The organism is Parashewanella sp. 2304DJ23-3, from assembly GCF_056591695.1.
The window spans coordinates 1-22,118 of sequence record NZ_JBWQOH010000015.1 but is presented as its reverse complement, the minus strand read 5'-3'; the positions used below and the strand labels follow the sequence as shown (position 1 = coordinate 22,118).

Below are 22,118 nucleotides of genomic sequence, written 5' to 3'. Positions count from 1 at the left end.
TTAAAGGAAAGAAAATAACAATGTCTGAATTATCTGAAATGAAGTGTGTGTCTTGCCATGGTGATGCACCTAAAGTGACTGATGCTGAACTTGCAGAGCTTGTAAGAATGGTACCAGATTGGCATGTTGAAGTTCGTGATGGAATCATGCAACTTGAGCGTGTATTCAAGTTTAAAAACTTTAAACAGGCGATTGCATTTACCAATACTGTTGGTGATATGGCTGAAGAAGAAGGTCATCACCCAGGCCTACTTACTGAATGGGGTAAAGTGACGATCACTTGGTGGTCTCATTCGATTAAAGGCCTACATAAAAATGATTTTGTTTGTGCAGCAAAAACTGATCAGTTGTTTGGTTAATCTGTAATTTATCTATAGTTAATCTAGCTTTTATATAAAATAATCAGCATGTTACTGAGTTAATGTGTTGATTATTTTTTTTTGTAAACAAAATATCTGTAAACGAGACTTGCCACTCAACGTATAAAACACTACCGTATAGACATTTTTTAGTTCTAGGACTCTTTCAAATTCAACGCTAACAAGTGGGTGAGATAGAGAGTTACCCTAAAAATGTAAGGGAATATCAAACTATGCGTCTGGAAATCAGTTGTAACGATCGTGTGGGACTCGCTAAAGACATCCTTGAAGTGTTAGAGCGTTATGGCATAAACCTACTTGCCATTGATGCCAGTAATTTTGGTTTTATTTACCTTCAATTTGCCGAGGTCGGTTTTGAAGTGTTAAGTGAGTTAATGCCTCAATTGAGAAAAGTTGAAGGTGTTACCGATGTTCGCACAGCTGCCTTTATGCCTTCAGAGCAAAAACATTATGCTCTCAAAACGCTTCTTACTACTTTGCCAGATCTAGTCTTCTCAATCGATATTAAAGCGAGAATTAGAATTATTAATGAATCCGCTTTGATGGTATTAGAAACGCCCGAAAATGAAGTGATTGGTGAGCAACTTAATCAATGGATAAATGGTTTTAGTTTTAGCCGTTGGTTGTCAGAACCTGAAGTATTAGCTCAAGCGGCAAGAGTGCAAATTGGCCAAAGTGATTACTTAGCGGAAATGTTGCCTCTCTTCCTACCTCAAGAAGATTCTGATTTTGGTGATGAGCCTGTACTCGTTGGTGCTGTAGTTTCTTTAAAATCACCCGCGAGAGTCGGCAAACAGTTCAATGCATTACAAAACCAAATTACGGGCTTTGATTCTGTATTAGCGGTCAGCGACAAGATGAAAGCTGTTTTAAAGACAGCGCAGCGTATGGCTCAATTAGATGCACCATTATTGATCACTGGTGAAACGGGGACAGGAAAAGAGCTCATGGCGAAAGCCAGTCACGATGCAAGTATGAGGCGTGAACAACCTTTCATTGCTGTTAATTGTGCAGCATTACCCGATAAAGTCGCAGAAGAAGAGCTTTTTGGGCTTTGTGAACAAGGGGTGACAGTAAAGCGCGGTTACATCGATGAAGCTAAAGGCGGAACATTATTTTTTGATGAAGTATCCGAGATGTCAGCCGCAGCTCAAGTTAAATTATTAAGAGTACTTCAAGATGGCTCATTTCGTCGAGTTGGCGGAAATAAAGAGATCAGGGCTGATATCCGTGTCATTTGTTCTACTCAAGAAAACCTTGCTGAGCTATGCCAATCAGGTGCATTTAGAGAGGATTTGTATTACCGGATAAATGTGTTGAGCTATCACCTTCCTGCATTAAGAGAGCGTAAACTTGATATTATTCCGCTAACTGAAATGTTCCTTGAACATTACAGTTTACAGCTATCAAGTCCAACACGACGCATTTCGGCTCACTGTAAAGATGTTATTTTGAAATATGCATGGCCGGGAAATGTTCGACAGCTTAAAAATGCAATTTTTAGAGCCGTGTCGATGCACAGTGGCGGTAACGAACTAGAAGTAGAACAATTAAAATTGCCTTCTTATGCTGAAGGTTTTGGATATTTCGATAACGAATTTGAAGGGAGCTTAGAAGATGCAATGAAGCAATTCGAAGCGAGCTTATTAAGACGTTTATATCCCGCTTATCCAAGCACTCGTCAGCTTGCAAAGAAACTAGGTGTTTCGCACACCGCTATTGCTAATAAGCTTCGTGACTACAAAATCACCAAGAAGAAATAATTGGCAAATATGATTTACGAATTAGTGAAAAAAGAAATAGTGTGACATTGTTCACACTATTTCTTTTTGTGCCCTTTTGGGGTATCTCTATACCCTGCAAAGAATTGAGGAGTTTCCATGAAATTAGCAACGTATGAAAATGGCCGCCGTGATGGTCAACTAATGTTAGTTAGCCGTGATTTATCAAAAGCAGTTGAGGTTCCAGCTATTGCGCAAACAATGCAACAGCTTATGGATTCTTGGGATTTATTACAGCCACAACTGCAAGAGTTGTATGAAGCATTGAATGAAGGCCAAATGGACAATGCTGTTGATTTCGATGAAAGTAAATGCCATTCGCCGTTACCTCGTGCCTACCAATGGGCTGATGGCAGTGCTTATGTAAATCACGTTGAATTAGTACGTAAAGCGCGTGGTGCAGAAATGCCAGAAACATTCTGGACAAACCCGCTCGTTTATCAAGGTGGTTCAGATAGCTTTATTGCGCCAAAGGCTGATATCGAATTGGGTAGCGAAGAATGGGGCATTGATTTCGAATCTGAAATCGCAGTGATCACTGATGATGTGCCAATGGGTGTTTCAGCTGATAATGCTGTTAAGCACATTAAGCTACTGATGCTGGTTAACGATGTATCACTAAGAAACCTGATTCCTGGTGAATTAGCGAAGGGCTTCGGTTTCTTCCAATCAAAACCTTCAAGCAGCTTTTCTCCTGTAGCGATCACACCTGATGAGTTAGGTGATAAATGGCAAGATGCTAAGGTTCATTTACCGCTTATCACGCATTTGAATGACGAGCTATTTGGTCAACCAAATGCTGGCGTTGATATGACGTTCAACTTTGCACAACTTGTCGCACATGTTGCTAAGTCTCGACCAATGGGCGCTGGTGCAATTATTGGCTCAGGCACCATTTCAAACTATGACCGCAGTGCAGGTTCGAGCTGTCTTGCAGAAAAGCGTATGCTAGAAACGATTGCTGACGGCAAACCAACAACGTCATTCATGAAGTTTGGCGATAAAGTTCGCATCGAAATGAACGATGAACAAGGTAACAGTATCTTTGGCACAATCGATCAAACCGTTGTTGAATACAAAGCATAATCTAATTAGATTTTGACAATAAAAACGGGGCTTTCTAGCCCCGTTTTGTTAGGAGAATATAATGAAACTTTATGGTTATTGGCGTTCAAGTGCAGCTTATCGTGTTCGAATCGCACTCAATTTAAAAGGGCTTGATGCTGAACATATTTCAGTGCATTTGGTTAAAGATGGTGGTCAGCAACATAAGGCTGAATATAGCAAACTTAATGCTCAAGAATTGGTACCGACATTAGTAACAGAATTAGATGGGAAACCGTTTAAACTGACACAATCATTAGCTATTTTAGATTTTCTTGACGATGCATATCCGAATGTCACTTTATTACCCCAAGCTTATGCAGATAAAGCGATAGTGAGAAGTATGGCCTTGCTGGTGGCTTGTGATGTTCACCCTTTAAATAACTTAAGTATTCTTCAGTATTTGTCTAATGAATTGAATGTCAATAACGATGCTAAAAACGCATGGTATCACCACTGGGTTCATAAAGGGTTTCATGCCTTGGAGTCAATGTTAGAGACACACAGTGGTAAATATTGTTTTGGTAACGAAGTCACCCTAGCTGATATTTGTTTGATTCCACAAATCTACAATGCGAAGCGATTTAATGTGCCTTTGGCTGATTACCCAAACATAGAGCGCATTTGGAATGAGTGCCATAAACTTGAGGCATTCGAAAAAGCATTGCCAGAAAACCAACATGATGCAGTTTAGGAACTGCCCCTAAATAACTTCTTGATTTGTTACTGCTTAAAATTGTCACTATCAAGGCATGAAGAATGATGTTTAGTGATTCTAAATAAATGATGAGTAACGCAGAGAGTGACAATTTTTAAGCGTAACCCTTTGGGCTGAATTTAGTTTTTGCTTCTACTGCGTTGTCAAAGGCTCATGTAGAGTCACTACACTACACCTTCTCCGCCTGGTAGAAGTTAAAACTAAATAACAGCAAACCAGAGAAGTTATCATGGGATAGTTCCTTGGCGTTTTTCGCTTCCTAATCAGTTGATCAGGAAGCGATACTACCGTATTCAAAAGATAATTATTTGTCGCCCCAAAGTGTTAATTTATAGTGACCTCGATAAAACATTAAGCAAGCTAATATGACTGATAGCGAAGCAAAAATTAATGTGTAATCAACTTTGATCAACAGTAATAACGTGCCAATGGCAGCCGCTGCTAAGTTTCCTACACAAAATATGGTTACCATCATGCCCATTAAGCTTCCTTGGGCTCGATCTTCATAGGCAGTAGAAATATAACTTGTGAGAAATCCATTATAAATCGCAACACCCATTCCGATTAAAGCAAAAGAAACCCAAAACCAACTTTGCTCAATGAGAGGCATGATAAATAACCCTGATGCAACAAATGACATACCGATTAAACTCCCTTTAGCTGTTGTTACTTTTTCTTGTAACTTGGGATTTAATAGTGTGCTCTGAATCAACATACAACTGGTGATAAATACGGTTGCCCAACCGATACTTGAAGGGTCGTAAGATAATTTTTCTACCAGCCAGACAGGATAAAATTCGTAATAAATATTTATGCCAAGCATCAATAAGAAATAGATTAAAAAGAATCGTCTCAGAGGTGCTTCTTTTAACAGAATTAAACTGGATCCTTTTTCTGCATTATGCACAGAGCGATTTAAAGAGTTTGGTAACAAGAAATAACAGCATATGGTTGCAATAAAACAAGCAAGAGCTGCCCATAGGAATACTACATCGATACCTTGAGATGCTAATTGCCCTCCTGCAAGAGGACCTACCAAGTAACCGCCAAATCCCATTGCGCTTATCCAAGATAAACTCTTAGTTTTATGAATTGTAGGATGTAAATCGATGGCAATAGCTCGAGCGATTGCTACGTTACCTTCCAGCAAGCCTGTAATAAATCGAGACAAACAGAATAAAAGGTAGTCACCCTTATAAACGGCCATTGCTGTTAATACATAGCTGATTGAGCTGCCGAGCATGGTGACCGTGAGTACTCGTTTTCGCCCTTGTCTATCAGACAAAGCACCAATGAAACTTGAGCCAATAATTACCCCTAAAGGGTAAATGCCAATGACGATACCAAATAACAGCTCTTTAGGTAATGACATAAAATGAGTGAGCGGACTCAACCCTTCTTCAAATAAAGGCGCAAGTATAGGGTAAGGAAGGGCGATACCTGCCACGCTTAACAGTGTAACCAGAAGGGTTACGCCGAGAATACTGTTTGCTTGAGTGCTTATTTCGCTTTTCATTTTAGCTTCTTATTTTATCTCTCTGGATTATATCTTAATCTTTAATTTTAATAAGTAAATATAAAAGTTTATAAAATAATTTGTTCCTTTAAAACTGACATCATTTCGTAACTCACTTTGGGATAAAATTATTGACACAATCCGTAACAATTAGAGACATCTTTGTTCACAGATATTGATTATCATATCCACAATAAAATTACTCTTACTATTGAGTCGCAACGGAACGCAGAACTCATCAGAGTGAATAAAATTAAAAATATCCCGAAGGGAGCATAAAAGAGGACACTCGTGTGGCAACTAAGAAACAAATATTTTTACCAGTTGCAGTATTAACTGGCGCCATTTTAATTGCGATCGGTTTTGCTTCAATGAAGAAGCCGCCAGCTGAAAAGCCTGAAGTGGATAATCGTCCTGTGGTAACAGTGGAGCAAGTACAACCAATAGATTATACCCACACCATTAACTCTTACGGTGTTGTAACAGGTAAATACGAAACAGAGCTAGTTGCTCAGGTTTCAGGTCAAATTTTACATGTGTCTGATGCTTTTGTTCGAGGTGGATTTGTACGCAAAGGTGACATACTCGCAAAGATTGACCCTAGTGATTACGAAGCTGCACTTATTGAAGCTGAAGCTTCGGTAGCCAATGCACAGTCAACTCTAGTGCAAGAGAAAGCACAAGGTAAGGTTGCAGAAAGAGAGTGGGCTCAGATTTCACAAGGTAAACCAACAGAATTAAGTTTACGTAAACCTCAACTTGCGCAAGAGATTGCACGTTTAAAATCAGCAGAAGCTGGGTTAAAACGAGCAAAAAGAAATGTTGAACGTACTGTTATTCGTGCACCGTATGATGCGTTGGTTGAAGCTCGTAATATTGGTTTAGGCTCATACGTAAACACGGGAACGACTCTAGGTAAAACCATCAGTGTTGATACTGCGGAAGTGAGACTACCTGTTGCAGATAAAGAATTGGCTTATTTGGAACGCACTGGAAAAAATGCTGAAGTCACTATCCAAACCAATTTAGCTGGCAAAGCGCGATCTTGGCAAGGAAAGATCATACGTTCAGAAGGGGTTGTGGATAGTAATAGTCGCATGACGTATTTAGTGGCTCAAGTTGTTGACCCTTATGGTATTAACTCTGACAAACCTGTTCTTAAATTTGGTTCATATGTAACGGCTTCAATTACTGGTGATAAAGCTGGGAAAGTTGTTATTGTTCCGCGCCATTTAGTTGTCGAAGGCAATGTTTCTGTTTTAGGTGAAGACCAACTACTGAAGCTAAAACCGGTATCGATTCTGCGTGAACGAGGCAAACAAGCGATTATTTCTGAAGGCCTACAAGCCGGAGATAAGCTTATTGTGTCTGCACTCGATTATCCATTAGAAGGCATGGCGCTTGCACTGCCCGGTGATAAAAAGAAACCTAAACCAGTAGAAGATGCCGAAGAAGCTGAACAGGACTAAGAGTAGGGATACCTAATGATAGATACTAACAAAGGTTTAATTGCCTGGTTTGCTCGAAACCCTGTTGCGGCAAACTTACTCATGATCATCATTTTGATCGGTGGTTTACTCACTGCTGGGACGATTCGAAAGCAGTTTTTCCCTGCGGTCGAAGATAATTGGCTGCAATTCAATGCTGGTTACCCTGGAGCTGCACCTCAGGAAGTAGAAGAAGGCATTACTATTAAAGTTGAGGATGCACTTGAATCTGTTCAAGGGTTAAAGCGTATCATTACTTATTCAAACCGTGGTTCTTCAAACGGTTGGTTTGAGATTGATGAAACGTATGATCCACAGGTCGTACTTGAAGAAGTTAAGTCAGCGATTGATACCATCTCTACTTTTCCAGCATCTATGGAGCCACCTCAAGTTGTCCGTAGTAAATACGAGCAAGAAGTGATGTACATTAGTTTATACGGTGATCTTTCTCAGCGGCAGCTTAAAGACTTGGGCCATAAAATACATGATGAAATATTACAGTTACCACTGGTTAATATTTCAGAGTTTTACAGTGGTTTGGGCTATGAAATTTCAATTGAGGTGAGCAAAGATAAACTGCGTGAATATGGGCTGAGCTTTGCTGATGTTGCTAATGCGGTAACAAATTATTCTCAGAATATGTCAGCGGGCCAAATTCGCACTGAAAATGGCTATATCAACTTACGTGTCGAAAACCAAGCTTATAAAGGTTATGAGTACGACAAAATACCATTAATAACACTGATTGATGGCACCAATATTAAGCTAGGCGACATTGCGAATGTAAATGATGGTTTCGAAGAAGGCATTCGTTACTCAAAATTTAATGGTGAAAATGCAGTTACTTTCTCTGTTAAAGCCTCAAGTGATCAATCGATTACTGATGTCGCAAAAGTCGTCGGTAATTATTTAGATGAAAAGCAAAAAGTACTTCCTCAAGGTGTAAAGATCGAGCCTTGGGTAGACATGACATATTACCTTCAAGGTCGTCTGGACTTAATGCTAGATAGCATGAAAACGGGTGCTGTTCTTGTTTTCATGATGTTAGCGTTGTTCCTTCGGGTACGTTTAGCGTTTTGGGTAATGGTTGGTCTGCCAGTTTGTTTCTTAGGTACGTTATTACTTATGCCGTTAGGCATGATTGATGTAACCATTAATGTGATCAGTTTGTTTGCCTTTATTTTGGTGCTCGGTATTGTGGTCGACGATGCCATTGTGATGGGAGAAAGTGCTCATGCAGAAACCGAAGAAAAAGGGCACTCGATTGATAATGTTATTCGAGGTGTTAAAAAGGTCGCAATGCCTGCGACTTTCGGTGTTCTGACAACGATTGCCGCTTTCCTACCGATAACACTAGATACTGGACCTTCAGCTGCATTCGGGCAAGCGATTGGTTTTGTAGTCATACTCTGTTTGGTCTTTTCGTTAATTGAATCAAAGCTCATTTTGCCTGCTCACTTAGCGAGAATGAAACAACCAAAAGTCATTCAACCGGGATCAAAAAACCCATTAGATTATCTTCGTCGTGGTGTTAACGCTGTACAAGGTAAAGTTGATTCAACATTAAAAGGCTTCATCCGAAATCGTTATTTGCCATTCTTAACGGTAGCGGTGAAATATCGATACTCAGTGATCATGGCATTTATCGGCTTCTTAATTGTTTGTGCCGGGCTATACGCTGGTGGCTTTGTTCGTTTTGTTGGACAGCCTAAAATTCCTCAGGATTTTCCACGTATTACTCTTGAAATGAAGGTTGATGCGTCAGAAAAGGCAACGCTTGCAGGCGCACTAGCGATAAAAGATACGCTGCTGAGAATCGATAATGAAATCGAGAAAGAGTATGGCCAAAAAATGCTATCTGACATTCAGGTGCGTTTACAAGGAAGAACAGACGCATTAATTAGCACTAAACTCGTTGATCCTGAATTAAGACCAATGGGCACTTTTGCTGTTGCTGATATGTGGCGAAATGCATTTCCAACGATTCCAGGAATGAAGACATTGACGGTTCAGGACAGCCTTTTTGGTGGTGGTCGTGATGATGGCGACATTTCTTTCCGCTTAGAAGGAAAGGATGAGCAACAATTAGTTGAAGCTGCTAAAGAACTTAAAGCGAAACTTCAAAGCTTAAAAGGCTTGGGTGACGTTAACGACAGTCGTCAAAGCAGCACTAAGGAAATTCAGTTTGAGTTAAAGCCTCAAGCTCATGCGCTTGGACTATCGTTACGTGATATTGCATCACAGGCAAGTTATTCGTTTTATGGCTATGAGGCACAACGTATCATCCGAGATGGTGAAGAACTTAAAGTGATGATTCGCTATCCAGAACATGAACGTAACTCTTTAGCTCAAGTTCCAGACCTATTAATTAAAACACGTTCAGGAAATGAAGTACCGCTTTCTGAGGTTGCAGATATTAAATTGGTCGACGGTGTGAATCGTATTCGCCGTGAAAACGGTAATCGTACTATCAATGTTTGGGCGTCGATAGATGCTGAGCAAGCTGAGCCATTTGTAGTTGCAAAAGACATTCGTGATAATTACCTGCCTGAATTACTGAGCAAGTATCCAAGAGTTCAAAGCCAGTTAGCTGGTAGTATTCAAGAGCAATTGGATAGCACCAATACTCAAATGAGAGACTTCTTGATTTCACTACTTGTTATATACAGCTTACTGGCGATCCCACTTAAGTCATATTCACAACCGTTTATGATTATGTCAGTGATTCCATTTGGCATTGTGGGCTCTGTTTTAGGGCATATGATCCTCGGTATTGATTTAAGTGTCTTGTCATTATTTGGCATCATTGCCGCAGCAGGTGTTGTGGTGAATGATTCACTGGTGATGGTGGATTACATTAATAACTCGAGAAAGCAAGGAACGCCTTTGAAAGCCGCAGTGATTGAAGCGGGTGGTCGACGCTTTAGAGCGATTTTATTAACGTCCCTGACGACATTTATTGGTGTAACTCCGATCATCCTTGAAACCAGTATGCAAGCGAAGATGGTTATTCCTATGGCTGTGTCGCTCGGTTTTGGTGTGTTATTCGCAACGATTGTTACTTTAGTATTAATTCCTTGTATTTATTTAATGATCGAGGACATTAGAACTAAATTTAGAGGTTTATTTGGAAGCCAGCCTTCAGTGGCAAACTAAATTAAACTTTTATTAAACATAGGGGGCTTCGGCCTCCTTTTTTATGTCTTTAATTCGTCCTTTATTATCAAAAAATAGTTAATTCCTATCTACTAATACCATAGTCTATTTATTGGTCTATATTTAAACATCAGTAGTTCTGATTTTCTGCAAGCCAAAGCTAAATGGTTGATGTGTAGATGAACCCATTAGAGGCTGTTTCCGAATTTAATACGGATATATGTCATATACGCTCACCTCATATTCTGCTTCAGAAAAATCAAAACTGCCAATCAAAGAGCAAAACCTCAAAATGTCGACGTAAAGTTGATACGAATTTCAAGGTGCCGAGTACCGATGAAATTATGAGCTCAGATGGCTCTTTGATGACATAGAAATTGATGTCGGGTGTTTGTAAAAGGTATAGCTCTAATATTGTTATTCACCTTGTCGCTCGATTTGCTAAATGGATTTGCAAGTAATTCAAGGATGAATGAGTTATGTCTAGCAGAGTAGTAAGGCAGAAGTATTCGGCTCTTTTTTTTTCGTCTATCTTCAGCTGTGTGGTAACTGCAGCTGAGCTACAACCAACGCCTTCAGATATGGCCTTGATTGATGAAGAAAGAATTCAGTATTGGTTAAAAAAGCGGGGTGCACTGTCTAAAGAGTCCTCTGTAGAAGAAAGAGATGCTGCAATAACACGATACCTTAATCAAGAAAACGTCATCAAGAATAATAACATTATCGATGACCTTCCTGAACCATACAAACATAAGCGTAATATCAATAAAAGTGTTCAAAATGTTTCTGGTGTGGGAGCTTCAAATGCAAGCGCTTCACAAGTAACGACAGTGAAAGTACTGGCCATTCTAATTGATTTCCCAGATTACAGATACGATGGTGACCAAATTGAACGCAGTGATACACAAATGTATTACAGCAGTTATCCAGTAAGCCACTATATGAATATGATGTTTTCAAAAACAGGTTATAGAGGCCCTAGCGGGCAAACTCTAAGATCAGTTTATCAACATTATAATATGGCATCAGGTGGCACGTTTAAATTTACAGGAACGGTAAAAGGTTGGTTTCGAGCAGAGAATAATGCGGCTTACTATGGTGCACCAAACGGAAGCTCCAATGATTCAAGAGTACCGGATTTAGTCTTTGAGGCTGCATCACAGGCTGCTGCAGCGATGTCTGCATCAGAGTTGGCTGAATATGACCGTGAAGATCCTTATGATTTTGATCGAGATGGTAACTATTCAGAGCCTGATGGCATTATTGACCACACGATGATTTATCACTCCAGCATCGGGCAAGAAGCAGGAGGTGGTGATTTAGGTGTAAATGCGATTTGGTCACACCGCTTTGTAGTTCAAGGCTCGAGCCGAGGTAAAGCTTTACCTGGCACATCAAAGAAAGTGTATAACTACACGATTCAATCCATTGATGCCACTGTTGGTTTAGCGGCCCATGAATTTGGGCACGAGCTCGGATTAGTCGATGAGTATGATACGAGTAGTTCTACAAGTATCGTTGGTGCGCCCATCGGCTACTGGTCTTTGATGGGGCAAGGAACGTGGACCGGAAACCCTCAAGGAACGGCTCCAACCGGTTTTAGTCCACTCGCTAGAAATAAGTTACAAGAGAAATTTCAAGGTAATTGGGTTAGAGAACAAGAAATCGATTTTTCATCACTCTCTGAAACAGCAATGGATTTTGTGTTGAATGAAGCGGTGAACATCAATGAAGTTAACCAGCTCTCCATTACTTTGCCATTGGCTAACGGTGAGTCAAAACCGAGAAAGTACTTGATTCAGCTACGAAGTAAAACGGGTATTGATGTCGGGTTATCCACGCGTAAGTATGAACCTGGAGTGCTTATTTGGCAGCATGATACCAATCAAACAAATAATCGAGTACAAAGTCGTCCAGGTAAGCCAATGATTGGTGTGATTGATGCGGATCAAAGCGTTATTGGAAGTGATAAAACTCGTGTTCAAGTAAGAGACGCAGCTTTTAGTTTGTACGATCAATCGTCGTATGTAGGAGATCGACATTTAAATCATAAGTCGAGTTTTCGAGATAGCGAAAATTATTCTGCTAGTTCGAAGCCGCAAGCAGGAATATCACTCGTAAACCATGGGTTAAGTATTAGCGTTGTTGAACAAGCTACCGATAACTCAACAGCACGTTTAAGGATCATTCGTGAAGGTGTGACAAACGAAGGTGGGTATAGAGCTTCTATCAGTTCCGAGCCTCAGACCGATGGTTCAATCGCGTTTAGTGCAAATGTATCTGGAGGGAGTGGGGGTTATAGTTACCAATGGGACTTCGGGGATGGAAATACAAGCTCTGAAGTATCTCCTCGTCATACTTATACTTCAGACGGAAATTATACTGTTTCGGTTACTATTACAGATTCAAACAATGACTCTATAAATGTTACAAGAACAGTAACAGTAAGCTCAAATCCAAGTCAGCCAGATCCTGAAAACGATGTAAAGTCGAGTAGTAGCTCAGGAGGTGCAGTTAATATCTTCTATTTGTTACTGATATTAATTATGAGGAAAAGGATTTTAGTAAGATCGTAATAAAGCCAACTTTCTCATTAAAACTCAAAATCGATGTTTAATTTAAATCGGTTTTGAGTTTTTTTCATTAATCTCATCGAATTAACATATTCAATGTATAAAGTTAAAGTTCTTATGCAAACAAATTATAAGCTGTTAACTTTTTGAAAATAAACACCGGAATTTAGTTTTATATATTCTATAGGAAATAACCTATTTACACTTATTTCAGATTTTTTTACTGTGGTACAATCTTTTTTTTACATAAAGAACTTTTACTGTAATTAAAATTAACATTTATCACTGGTAAGTAGCCGCATTGCGGATATTTGAAGTACCGAAGGTTTATCTATGGAAAAATTACAAAAGACAAAATTAGCGATTGTGTGTGGTGCAGGTTTATTAGCATTAGGGTTTAATGTGGTAGCTAAACCTATTAAGCAAAACCTTGCCGATGCTGGTGTTGTAAACCAAGAGCGGATTTTATATTGGTTAGAAAAACGTGGTGTTATTTCTAAAGATGCTTCTGAGGTTGAAAAACAAGCTGCGTTAGAAGCGTATTTATCAAAAACTTCTTCTCAATCAAAGGATAGTTATCCTGCTCTAGCTTTGAAAGCAGAACAGAAGCGATTAAATGCACCTAAAAAGCAACCACTATTTGCTCGTTCTCTGAGTTTTACTGAAGCAGCTCCAAAGCAAACCACTGTTAAAGTTTTGGGAGTGTTAGTCGACTTTCCTGATTTACCTCATAATAACAACCGACTTTCTAGTTCTGATACTGCAATGTACTACGATAACTATACTGCCGAGCATTATCGTGGACTACTGTTTGCAGAAACGGGCTTTGTGGGACCTAGTGGGCAGAACTTATTATCAGCTCATCAGTACTTCCAGCAAGCTTCGGGAGAAACTTTTAACTTCACTGGCGACGTTAAAGGTTGGTACACCGCAAGCCAAAATGCTGCATATTATGGTGAAAATGATCCAGATCGAAATGACAACGATAAAGCTGTTGGTGAGTTAGTAAAAGAAGCGGTAACTGCTGCAGTTGCAGACATGAGTACTGATGAATTGCAGAGTTACGATATCGAAGACCCTTATGACATCGACGGCGATGGTAACTTAAACGAAAGTGACGGGATTATTGACCACATTATGTTATTCCATTCTAGTGTTGGTGAGGAAGCTGGTGGTGGAGTAATTGGAGGTGATGCAATTTGGTCACATCGCTTTTTTGTTGATTCAAGTACAAACGGCTACTCTATTCCTGGTACTTCGATGAAAGCATTTGGTTACACTGTTCAACCTATTGATGCAGCTGCCGGTGTTTGTGCTCACGAATTTGGTCATGACCTTGGGTTACCAGATGAATATGATACTGCGAGTAGCAAAGGGAAAGGCTCTCCAGTTGGTTCTTGGTCAATCATGTCCGGGGGAAGCTGGGCAGGGGTTATTCCTGGTGCAAAGCCAACAGGCTTTAGTCCTTATGCACGTAGTTATCTTCAAAACAAGTTTGGTGGTAACTGGGTTAAAGAGCAAGTAATTCTATTAGGTTCTGTTGCCAACACATCAAGAGACGTTCAAATTAATAGTGCGGTAAATAGTGACGCAATCAATCAGATTTCCTTACCGTTGCCACCTAAAGCGATCAGTTTTAAAGAACCATATGCCGGAGACTATCAATATTATTCTGGTGAAGGGCATTTAATTAATAATGCGATGTCTTTTGATGTGGATTTACCTAGTGAAAGTAATTTATTACTTAAGATGAAAGCTCATTGGAATATCGAGACAGATTTTGATTTTGTGCAGATTAAAGTTGATGGCGTCTCAGTTCCTGGTAATCATACTAAAGCGACAAATATTACTAATAATGCTCGTAACATCATTACTGGTGATTCAGCAGATATTCCTTCATCAGAAGGTGAGAATAACTGGGTTAACTTAGAGTTTGATCTGAGTGCATATGCTGGACGTAATGTCACAATCAGCGTTTCTTATGAAACAGATCAAGCTGTTGGAGATTATGGTTTTGTGGCTGATGAAGTACTCGTGACAGCTGCAGGTGAAACTGTATTTGCTAATAATGCTGAAGAATTAGGTAATGTAAATCTGAATGGTTTTGTCAGAACGGGCGATACTAAGCCAGGCAAAGCATCTCGTTATATTGTTCAATTAAGAAACTATCAAGGCCTTGATGCAGGGCTTCAGAGCGAAAGCTATGTACCTGGTGTGTTGATATGGCTAGAAAACTTCAATGAAGCTGATAATAATGTTTCGGAACATGCTGGGCGAAGCTTAATTGGTGTGGTTGATGCTGACCAACATTTGATTAGCGATCTTAAATCTCCATCTCAAGTTCGTGATGCTACATTTAGTTTATTTGACCAATCTTCATATTTAGGTGGGTTAGATAGCCATTTGCTACATAACTCTAAGTTTGATGATAGCGAGGATTATTCTGCACCTACTCAATCAGAAAATGGCATGGTGTTAAGAAATCTCGGTATCAGTATTGAAGTGATTGACCAAGCTCAAGATAGCAGTAGCGCAACGATTCGAATTAACCGCAGCACATCAGCGGCTCCGGCAGCGAGTGAAATACAAGCATCATTCAGTTCTAGAGTAGAATTCAATGTTGTTAACTTTACGAGTAGTGTTAGTGGTGGCAGCGGTGAATATCAGTTTGAGTGGAATTTCGGTGATGGCAGTACATCAACCGAAATGTCTCCGACACACTCATATCAAGCTACTGGTAACTATGAAGTTTCGTTGACCATTACGGATTCAGAAAACAGAACCAAATCAGTTACAGCAAACGTAGAAGTGTATTTACCGATTACAGCGGCCTTTTCTCAGTCGGTCAATAATTTAGTGGTAGCTTTCAATAATAGCTCTGCTGGTGGTAAAGGAGAGTTAAGGTATGAGTGGAGTTTTGGTGATGGCAATACCAACACACAACAATCTCCGAATCATACTTATAGTAAAGCAGGCACTTATCAGGTAACCCTATTAGTTACGGATGAAAATAGCAGTACGAAGAGTGTAAGTAAATCAGTTACTGTTCACGTTACAGATACGACTGTTTCGCCAGATAAAAACTCAGGAAGCTCTGGAGGTAGTTTATCTTTCTATGGTCTGATGCTGCTTCTTGGTCTGCGAATGAAAAGAAAGAGTAGTTAACCTGAGTTCGAAATAAACAAACTTCTTCAGCATAGCGGCTTATGTTATGTAGTTATTTCAGCTCGAAATAGATTAACTATTTCGAGCTGAAAACCTAGAACAACAAATAACCTCATTGTAGGTCAACGTTAAAATCTTATATTTACTATCAAAATGCTATTGGTTTCATTATCCTGAATTATAGCCAGGTTTTTTGGTAAAACCTTTCAATGAAGTACCTTATAGCCATTGTAATTACTCTCACTTCAAATTAACTCGTACTCACTTTCTACTTTATGGATGATGTTCATTCTTTGTAAATTTTCTAGCGTTAAACTTTAGTATTACACATGTTGTATAAATGTTAATATTGTTGTGCTTTCATCTAAATAGCTTTAGATGAAAGCTTCAAAATATTAACTTCATACAAAGAAGAATAATCACATGGAAAAATTTTTAAAAAAAGTTGTCGTGGTTTCACTAGGGGTGTGTTCAAGTTTTTTAGCTAATGAATTAATCGCTAAAACAAGTATTTCAATGAAAAATGATAGTGATGCGGCATTAATTAATGAGCAGCAAATTATCTATTGGATGATTAAACGAGGAGAGTTGTCCCCATTAGCAACTCAAGAACAAAAAAAAGCTGCAGCAAAAGAGTTTATTGGTGATGTAAAGAATACATCTCATGCCCACTTATCTTCTGAAGAAATCACTGCGAATAACAAGCGAATTCAAAAAAATAAAAAAAATCGCTTACTTCAAAATAAGATCCCTCGTTATCTTAACTCGGCCTCTGGCGAGTCTGTGAATCAAACTACAGTTAAGGTATTAGGTGTTTTAGTTGATTTTCCCGATTTGCCATTTGACGATAATCGATTAAGTGCTGGTGACAGTGATATGTTTTATGCTGAATATCCTCGGGAGCATTATCAAGATCTTCTCTTTTCTGAGACAGGCTTTACAGGCCCAAATAGTGAGAACTTGTTGTCAACTTACCAATACTTTAAGACTGTTTCTGGTCAAACTTATAACTTTACTGGTGAAGTAAAAGGATGGGTGACAGCAAGTGAAAATGCTGCTTATTACGGTAATAATGAGAGTGGCGGACACAGTGCAAAACCAAGAGAGTTAGTGAAAGAGGCGGTAACTCTAGCTGTTGAGGGAATGACAGAAGAAGAGTTACAAAGTTATGATATTGAAGATCCACTCGATTTTGATAACGATGGTGACTTCCACGAAGCTGATGGTGTTATAGATCATATTATGCTTTTTCACTCGAGTATTGGTGAAGAGTCAGGTGGTGGGGTTTTAGGAACAGACGCACTATGGTCTCATCGTTGGAGTGTAGGTGAATATACAATTCCCGGCACAAGCATGAAAATTTCAAATTATACTATTCAACCGATTACAGCTGCGGCTGGTGTGTGTGCTCATGAATTCGGTCACGATATCGGTTTACCTGATGAATATGACACAACCAATCAAGGCCCTGGTTCTCCTGTAGGAAGCTGGTCAGTGATGTCTGGAGGCAGTTGGTCTGGTGAAATTGCTGGTGCTGCACCAACAGGGTTTAGTCCATACGCTAAGAGTTTTTTACAAAATAAATTTGGTGGAAACTGGGTACGTGAGCAAGAGGTACCTCTATCAAGCATAACAAACAACAATCAAACTTTTTCGCTGGCTACTGCGACAAATTATGATGAAATAAATCAGATTTCGATTCCGCTCCCTGCAGCATTCACCTCACCATATACTGGGAGCTATCAGTACTACTCAGGAGAAGGGCACAATAAAAACCATTCTTTATCTTTTGATATAACTTTGCCTAATGCTTCATCAATTGAACTGAGTATGAAGTCCCATTGGAATATTGAGCTTGATTACGATTACGCACAAGTATTGGTGAATGGTGATGCAATTGTAGGAAATCATACAAAAGCCACTGGCCAATATCATGACGCTATTAATATCCTTACAGGAAGCTCAGCAAATATTACAGATGCAGAGCAACCGGATAACTGGGTTGATTTGAATTTCGATTTATCGAGTTATGCAGGGCAATCAATTACCCTGAGCGTCGTATATATTACAGATGAACTTGTAAATGAATACGGTCTAGCTATCGATGATATTAAAGTTGAAGCTGACAGCGTTGAGATACTATTTGATGGTGCTGAGACTATCAGTAATGTTTCACTTTCGGGTTTTTTGAGAATAGCAGATACTAAACCATACTCGTCGAGTCGATATTTAATTGAGCTAAGAAGCTTTAGTGGGTTAGATGCAAGTCTGGCTGGTGAGCATTATTCTCCAGGAGTTTTAATGTGGCTAGAAAATACTGGTGTTTCAAATAATCAGGTCTCTGTTCATCCAGGTTCAGGTTTCATCGGAGTGATCGATGCAGATCAAACAATGATTGCTGATTATGGTACCTCACTTCAAATCAGAGATGCTGCATTTAGCTTATATGATCAAATTGCTCTAATTAATGGGGCTGACACGGAGTTAAGCGGAATATCAATGTTTGACGATAGTCTAGATTACTCCTCTCCAACACAGCCTGAAAGCGGTCTGGTCCTTCAAACCTTTGGGCTTGAAATGGAAATCACTTCTCAGGAAGAAGATAATAGTTCTGCAAATATTCGATTATTGAGACAAACTGATGATACCGATGTCGCTTTATGGGCAGACATTCAAGAAACAAAAGACTTTGAAGTAGTGTCTTTCACTTCGGTAGTTAATGGAGGTAGTGGGGAATACACTTATCAGTGGAATTTTGGCGATGGTTCAGATGCCGTTGAGACTCAAAACCCAACTCATACCTACCAAGAGCAAGGAACTTTTACTGTTTCATTAACAGTTACAGATTCAGAGGGTGCAGAGTTTGTTGTTGAAAAATCAATAGACATAGAATTGGCTGAAATAATGTTCAATATCGAGCAGAGCACTGCTTTACTCAATATTAATTTCAGTGCAAATATCGTATCTCACTCTAGAGATATTGCCTCAGTAACATGGAATTTAGGTGATGATACTGTTGTGAATGTGACAGAAGGTTCTCACTCATATGCTCAGCAAGGCCAGTATACTTTGACACTGACAGTGACAGATATACAGGGTAAGACAGCGACTGACAGTATTCAAGTAGATTTATATGCAAGGCCAATTGCTCAGTTTTCATCTGAAATCAATTTTTTATCCGTTACGTTTACAGATGAAAGTAGTTTAGGGAAAGGTAATTATACTTATCAATGGCACTTTGGTGATGGGGAAGTAAGTACAGAAAAATCACCTGTTCATCAATATACAGAAGCTGGAGAATATAAAGTTTCCCTTATTGTGACTGATGAAAATGATCAAGCTTCTGAAGCAATTGAAGTGACGGTTGATGTGTTCTCAGAAATAGAAGCAGGCTTTGACTTTAGTACATCTGAATTACAAGTTCAGTTTTCGAATACATCTTCAGGGGGAAAAGGGGATTTGACTCATAGCTGGGATTTTGGTGATGGCTCATCCAGCACAGATTTGTCTCCTGCTTATACTTACGCAAGTTCAGGCAATTATGATGTGGTTCTAACTTCGACAGATAGTATTGGCAATACGAAAACAGTAACTGTTCAAATCAGTGTTACTGAAGCTGCACCTGTCGTTGAAGAAGAAAAGGTAAGTAAATCAGGTGGTGGCGGAACCGTGTCGCTTATTGGCATATTTATTCTTGCTGGTCTGAGTGTGTTTAGACGAAGAGTCTACAAGTCTTAAATATTTATCCAAATATATAATTCCTTCTAACCTCGGGTGCAAGCACTCGGGGTTTTTTATATTTTCTTTCTTATATTTCTAAATTAAGAAAATATTGAACTTTAATTAGGATTTATAATTAGGAATTTTAATTTTTAGAGGAAGTATGGTGGTCGCTACTGGGCTCGAACCAGTGACCCCCTCCTTGTAAGGGAGGTGCTCTCCCAGCTGAGCTAAGCGACCTGGGATTCTAGTTTTGATTCTTAGAAAGAATGGTGGTCGTTACTGGGCTCGAACCAGTGACCCCCTCCTTGTAAGGGAGGTGCTCTCCCAGCTGAGCTAAACGACCTGGGATTCTAATTTTAATACCTAGAAAGTATATGGTGGTCGCTACTGGGCTCGAACCAGTGACCCCCTCCTTGTAAGGGAGGTGCTCTCCCAGCTGAGCTAAGCGACCTGGGATTAACATTACACAGCGAGAACAAAATAATTCTAATTAAGAATTAATATGGTGGTCGTTACTGGGCTCGAACCAGTGACCCCCTCCTTGTAAGGGAGGTGCTCTCCCAGCTGAGCTAAACGACCCCGCTGTGTGGAGCCGTATTATAGGGAGCAAGCTTTTAGTGTCAACGCTTTTTATCGAAAAAATGACTGCACGGCTTAATTTTGTTCATTTTGATGCTCACTTATTCAACTTGCTCAAGAAATAGCAGTATTTTATTTTATTTATATTGAATCTCTTCCTTCTTTATATAGAAACAAAACGGCGTTGGCGTTAAAATCACTGCTTTACAATTATGTACATCTATATAGGTAAGTGTCCGTTATGACAGTTAAGACACGTTTTGCTCCAAGCCCAACTGGTTTTCTTCACGTTGGTGGTGCACGTACGGCTTTATATTCTTGGTTATATGCAAAAGCAAATAATGGTGAGTTCGTTCTTCGTGTTGAAGACACGGATATTGAACGTTCAACTCAAGAAGCTTGTGATGCGATTCTCGACGGAATGAAATGGATTGGTTTAGAATGGGACGAAGGCCCTTACTATCAAACTAAGCGTTTCGATCGTTATAACGAAATTATCGAACAAATGTTAGAAGAGGGCACGGCTTATAAATGTACGTGTTCACGTGAACGAGTTGAAGCACTGCGTGAAGAGCAAGCTGCTAAAGGCGAACGTCAAGGTTACGATGGATGCTGTCGTGATAAAGGCATAAAAGAAACGAATGAAGAGTTTGTTGTTCGTTTTAAAAATCCATTAGATGGTGTAGTTGAATTTGATGATCATGTTCGTGGTCGTATCGAAATTGCCAATTCTGAGCTGGATGACTTCATTATTGCTCGTACTGAAGGAACACCAACATACAACTTCTGCGTAGTAGTTGATGATTGGGATATGGGGATTACCTGTGTAGTACGTGGTGAAGATCACATTAACAACACACCTAAACAGATTAATATCCTTAAAGCACTAAAAGCACCAATCCCTGAGTATGCTCATGTTGCAATGATTTTAGGCGACGATGGCGCCAAATTATCTAAGCGTCATGGCGCCGTAAGTGTTATGCAGTATCGTGATGATGGATATTTGCCAGAAGCGCTGCTTAATTACTTAGTTCGCCTTGGTTGGTCTCATGGTGATCAAGAAGTTTTCTCTATCGCAGAAATGAAAGATCTTTTCAGTCTAGATGCGATTAATAAAGCTGCTTCTGCTTTTAATACAGAAAAGCTGCAGTGGTTGAACCAACATTACATTAAGTCATTGCCAGCAGAATATGTTGCAGAGCATTTAGAATGGCATATGAAAGATCAGAATATTGATACTTCAAATGGTCCAGCATTATCTGAAATTGTTACTGCACTATCAGAAAGAGCGAAAACGTTAAAAGAATTAGCTGCATCAAGCCGCTATTTTTATGAAGATTATGAAGAGTTTGATCCAACAGCAGCTAAAAAGCACTTACGTGGTGTTGCAATGGAGCCATTGAAGCTGGCTCATAAAAAATTATCTGAATTAAATGATTGGACTCCAGAAGCATTGCATCAAGTCATCGAAGATACTGCTGCTGAGCTTGAAGTTGGTATGGGCAAAGTTGGTATGCCTTTACGTGTAGCAGTTACAGGAGCAGGGCAGTCACCAGGTCTTGATACGACACTTTTCCTTATTGGAAAAGAACGTTGCGAGCAAAGAATCCTCAAAGCGGTCGAATTTGTAGCAAATAGGCTTAATTCTTAAAAAACGAGTTGACACTTTTGGGTACGCTGCATAGAATGCGCCTCGCAGTTGAGACACAGGGTGGCCTACCCAATATAGTGATTCAATTGTAGTTGGAATAGTAAGGGGCTATAGCTCAGCTGGGAGAGCGCTTGCATGGCATGCAAGAGGTCGACGGTTCGATCCCGTCTAGCTCCACCATTTCGACTAAAAGTAAGTCCAGGGTCCCCTTCGTCTAGAGGCCTAGGACACCGCCCTTTCACGGCGGTAACAGGGGTTCGAATCCCCTAGGGGATACCAATTTTT

General features: G+C 39.7%; 11 protein-coding genes and 6 tRNA genes. 12 read left to right on the top strand and 5 right to left on the bottom strand.

The window, feature by feature from the left end; translation table 11 throughout:
* Positions 1-20: 20 nt before the first annotated feature.
* From AC1EU2_RS18530 to maiA, 4 genes are all read left to right on the top strand, one after another.
* Positions 21-359 (top strand): 4a-hydroxytetrahydrobiopterin dehydratase, encoded by a 339-nt coding sequence (locus AC1EU2_RS18530; protein ID WP_204999161.1) that lies wholly within the window; start codon positions 21-23, stop codon positions 357-359.
* A 233-nt stretch (positions 360-592) separates the two neighbouring features.
* Entirely contained in the window at positions 593-2,143 is a 1,551-nt protein-coding gene (tyrR, locus tag AC1EU2_RS18525; protein WP_204999162.1) for a transcriptional regulator TyrR, read from the top strand.
* Positions 2,144-2,260: 117 nt separating this feature from the next.
* On the top strand, positions 2,261-3,247 hold the full coding sequence (locus AC1EU2_RS18520) for a fumarylacetoacetate hydrolase family protein (RefSeq protein ID WP_480299758.1): 987 nt from the start codon (positions 2,261-2,263) through the stop codon (positions 3,245-3,247).
* 61 nt (positions 3,248-3,308) lie between these two features.
* The gene (gene maiA / locus AC1EU2_RS18515) at positions 3,309-3,959 is read left to right on the top strand and encodes a maleylacetoacetate isomerase (RefSeq protein WP_480299757.1); all 651 of its coding nucleotides are present in this window, start codon (positions 3,309-3,311) and stop codon (positions 3,957-3,959) included.
* A 328-nt stretch (positions 3,960-4,287) separates the two neighbouring features.
* Here maiA and AC1EU2_RS18510 read toward each other — a convergent pair whose 3' ends face one another.
* Positions 4,288-5,499, bottom strand: coding sequence for an MFS transporter (locus tag AC1EU2_RS18510; protein WP_480299756.1), 1,212 nt, complete (start codon positions 5,497-5,499; stop codon positions 4,288-4,290).
* Positions 5,500-5,792: 293 nt separating this feature from the next.
* Between AC1EU2_RS18510 and AC1EU2_RS18505 the strand changes: the two genes are divergently transcribed.
* From AC1EU2_RS18505 to AC1EU2_RS18485, 5 genes are all read left to right on the top strand, one after another.
* The gene (locus AC1EU2_RS18505) at positions 5,793-6,968 is read left to right on the top strand and encodes an efflux RND transporter periplasmic adaptor subunit (RefSeq protein ID WP_480299755.1); all 1,176 of its coding nucleotides are present in this window, start codon (positions 5,793-5,795) and stop codon (positions 6,966-6,968) included.
* 15 nt (positions 6,969-6,983) lie between these two features.
* Positions 6,984-10,142: an efflux RND transporter permease subunit gene (locus AC1EU2_RS18500; RefSeq protein WP_480299754.1), complete on the top strand. Its 3,159-nt coding sequence runs from the start codon at positions 6,984-6,986 to the stop codon at positions 10,140-10,142.
* A 479-nt stretch (positions 10,143-10,621) separates the two neighbouring features.
* Positions 10,622-12,718, top strand: a complete 2,097-nt coding sequence (locus AC1EU2_RS18495; RefSeq protein ID WP_480299753.1) for an immune inhibitor A domain-containing protein — start codon at positions 10,622-10,624, stop codon at positions 12,716-12,718.
* A gap of 330 nt (positions 12,719-13,048) precedes the next feature.
* Positions 13,049-15,880 carry an immune inhibitor A domain-containing protein gene (locus AC1EU2_RS18490; RefSeq protein ID WP_480299752.1) on the top strand — a complete coding sequence of 944 codons (2,832 nt, stop codon included), beginning with the start codon at positions 13,049-13,051 and terminating at the stop codon, positions 15,878-15,880.
* Positions 15,881-16,303: 423 nt separating this feature from the next.
* Complete coding sequence (locus AC1EU2_RS18485; protein WP_480299751.1) at positions 16,304-19,618, top strand: immune inhibitor A domain-containing protein; 3,315 nt, start codon at positions 16,304-16,306, stop codon at positions 19,616-19,618.
* A gap of 146 nt (positions 19,619-19,764) precedes the next feature.
* On the opposite strand, the gene AC1EU2_RS18480 is transcribed toward AC1EU2_RS18485, so the two are convergent.
* From AC1EU2_RS18480 to AC1EU2_RS18465, 4 genes are all read right to left on the bottom strand, one after another.
* Positions 19,765-19,840: transfer RNA gene (locus AC1EU2_RS18480), tRNA-Val, on the bottom strand.
* A 30-nt stretch (positions 19,841-19,870) separates the two neighbouring features.
* A tRNA-Val gene (locus AC1EU2_RS18475) sits at positions 19,871-19,946 on the bottom strand.
* A gap of 32 nt (positions 19,947-19,978) precedes the next feature.
* A tRNA-Val gene (locus tag AC1EU2_RS18470) sits at positions 19,979-20,054 on the bottom strand.
* Between the two features lie 52 nt (positions 20,055-20,106).
* Positions 20,107-20,182, bottom strand: a tRNA-Val gene (locus AC1EU2_RS18465).
* A 241-nt stretch (positions 20,183-20,423) separates the two neighbouring features.
* Between AC1EU2_RS18465 and gltX the strand changes: the two genes are divergently transcribed.
* From gltX to AC1EU2_RS18450, 3 genes are all read left to right on the top strand, one after another.
* Positions 20,424-21,833 (top strand): glutamate--tRNA ligase, encoded by a 1,410-nt coding sequence (gene gltX, locus AC1EU2_RS18460; RefSeq protein WP_480299750.1) that lies wholly within the window; start codon positions 20,424-20,426, stop codon positions 21,831-21,833.
* Positions 21,834-21,937: 104 nt separating this feature from the next.
* A tRNA-Ala gene (locus AC1EU2_RS18455) sits at positions 21,938-22,013 on the top strand.
* 23 nt (positions 22,014-22,036) lie between these two features.
* Positions 22,037-22,112 (top strand) — tRNA-Glu (locus AC1EU2_RS18450).
* The last annotated feature ends 6 nt before the right edge of the window (positions 22,113-22,118 follow it).

Excerpts from the sequence above, each read along its gene's own strand:
- AC1EU2_RS18530 (WP_204999161.1), top strand. The coding sequence starts at position 21 with ATGTCTGAATTATCTGAAATGAAGTGTGTGTCTTGCCATGGTGATGCA.
- tyrR (WP_204999162.1), top strand. The coding sequence starts at position 593 with ATGCGTCTGGAAATCAGTTGTAACGATCGTGTGGGACTCGCTAAAGAC.
- AC1EU2_RS18520 (WP_480299758.1), top strand. The coding sequence starts at position 2,261 with ATGAAATTAGCAACGTATGAAAATGGCCGCCGTGATGGTCAACTAATG.
- maiA (WP_480299757.1), top strand. The coding sequence starts at position 3,309 with ATGAAACTTTATGGTTATTGGCGTTCAAGTGCAGCTTATCGTGTTCGA.
- AC1EU2_RS18510 (WP_480299756.1), bottom strand. The coding sequence starts at position 5,499 with ATGAAAAGCGAAATAAGCACTCAAGCAAACAGTATTCTCGGCGTAACC.
- AC1EU2_RS18500 (WP_480299754.1), top strand. The coding sequence starts at position 6,984 with ATGATAGATACTAACAAAGGTTTAATTGCCTGGTTTGCTCGAAACCCT.
- AC1EU2_RS18495 (WP_480299753.1), top strand. The coding sequence starts at position 10,622 with ATGTCTAGCAGAGTAGTAAGGCAGAAGTATTCGGCTCTTTTTTTTTCG.
- AC1EU2_RS18490 (WP_480299752.1), top strand. The coding sequence starts at position 13,049 with ATGGAAAAATTACAAAAGACAAAATTAGCGATTGTGTGTGGTGCAGGT.
- AC1EU2_RS18485 (WP_480299751.1), top strand. The coding sequence starts at position 16,304 with ATGGAAAAATTTTTAAAAAAAGTTGTCGTGGTTTCACTAGGGGTGTGT.
- gltX (WP_480299750.1), top strand. The coding sequence starts at position 20,424 with ATGACAGTTAAGACACGTTTTGCTCCAAGCCCAACTGGTTTTCTTCAC.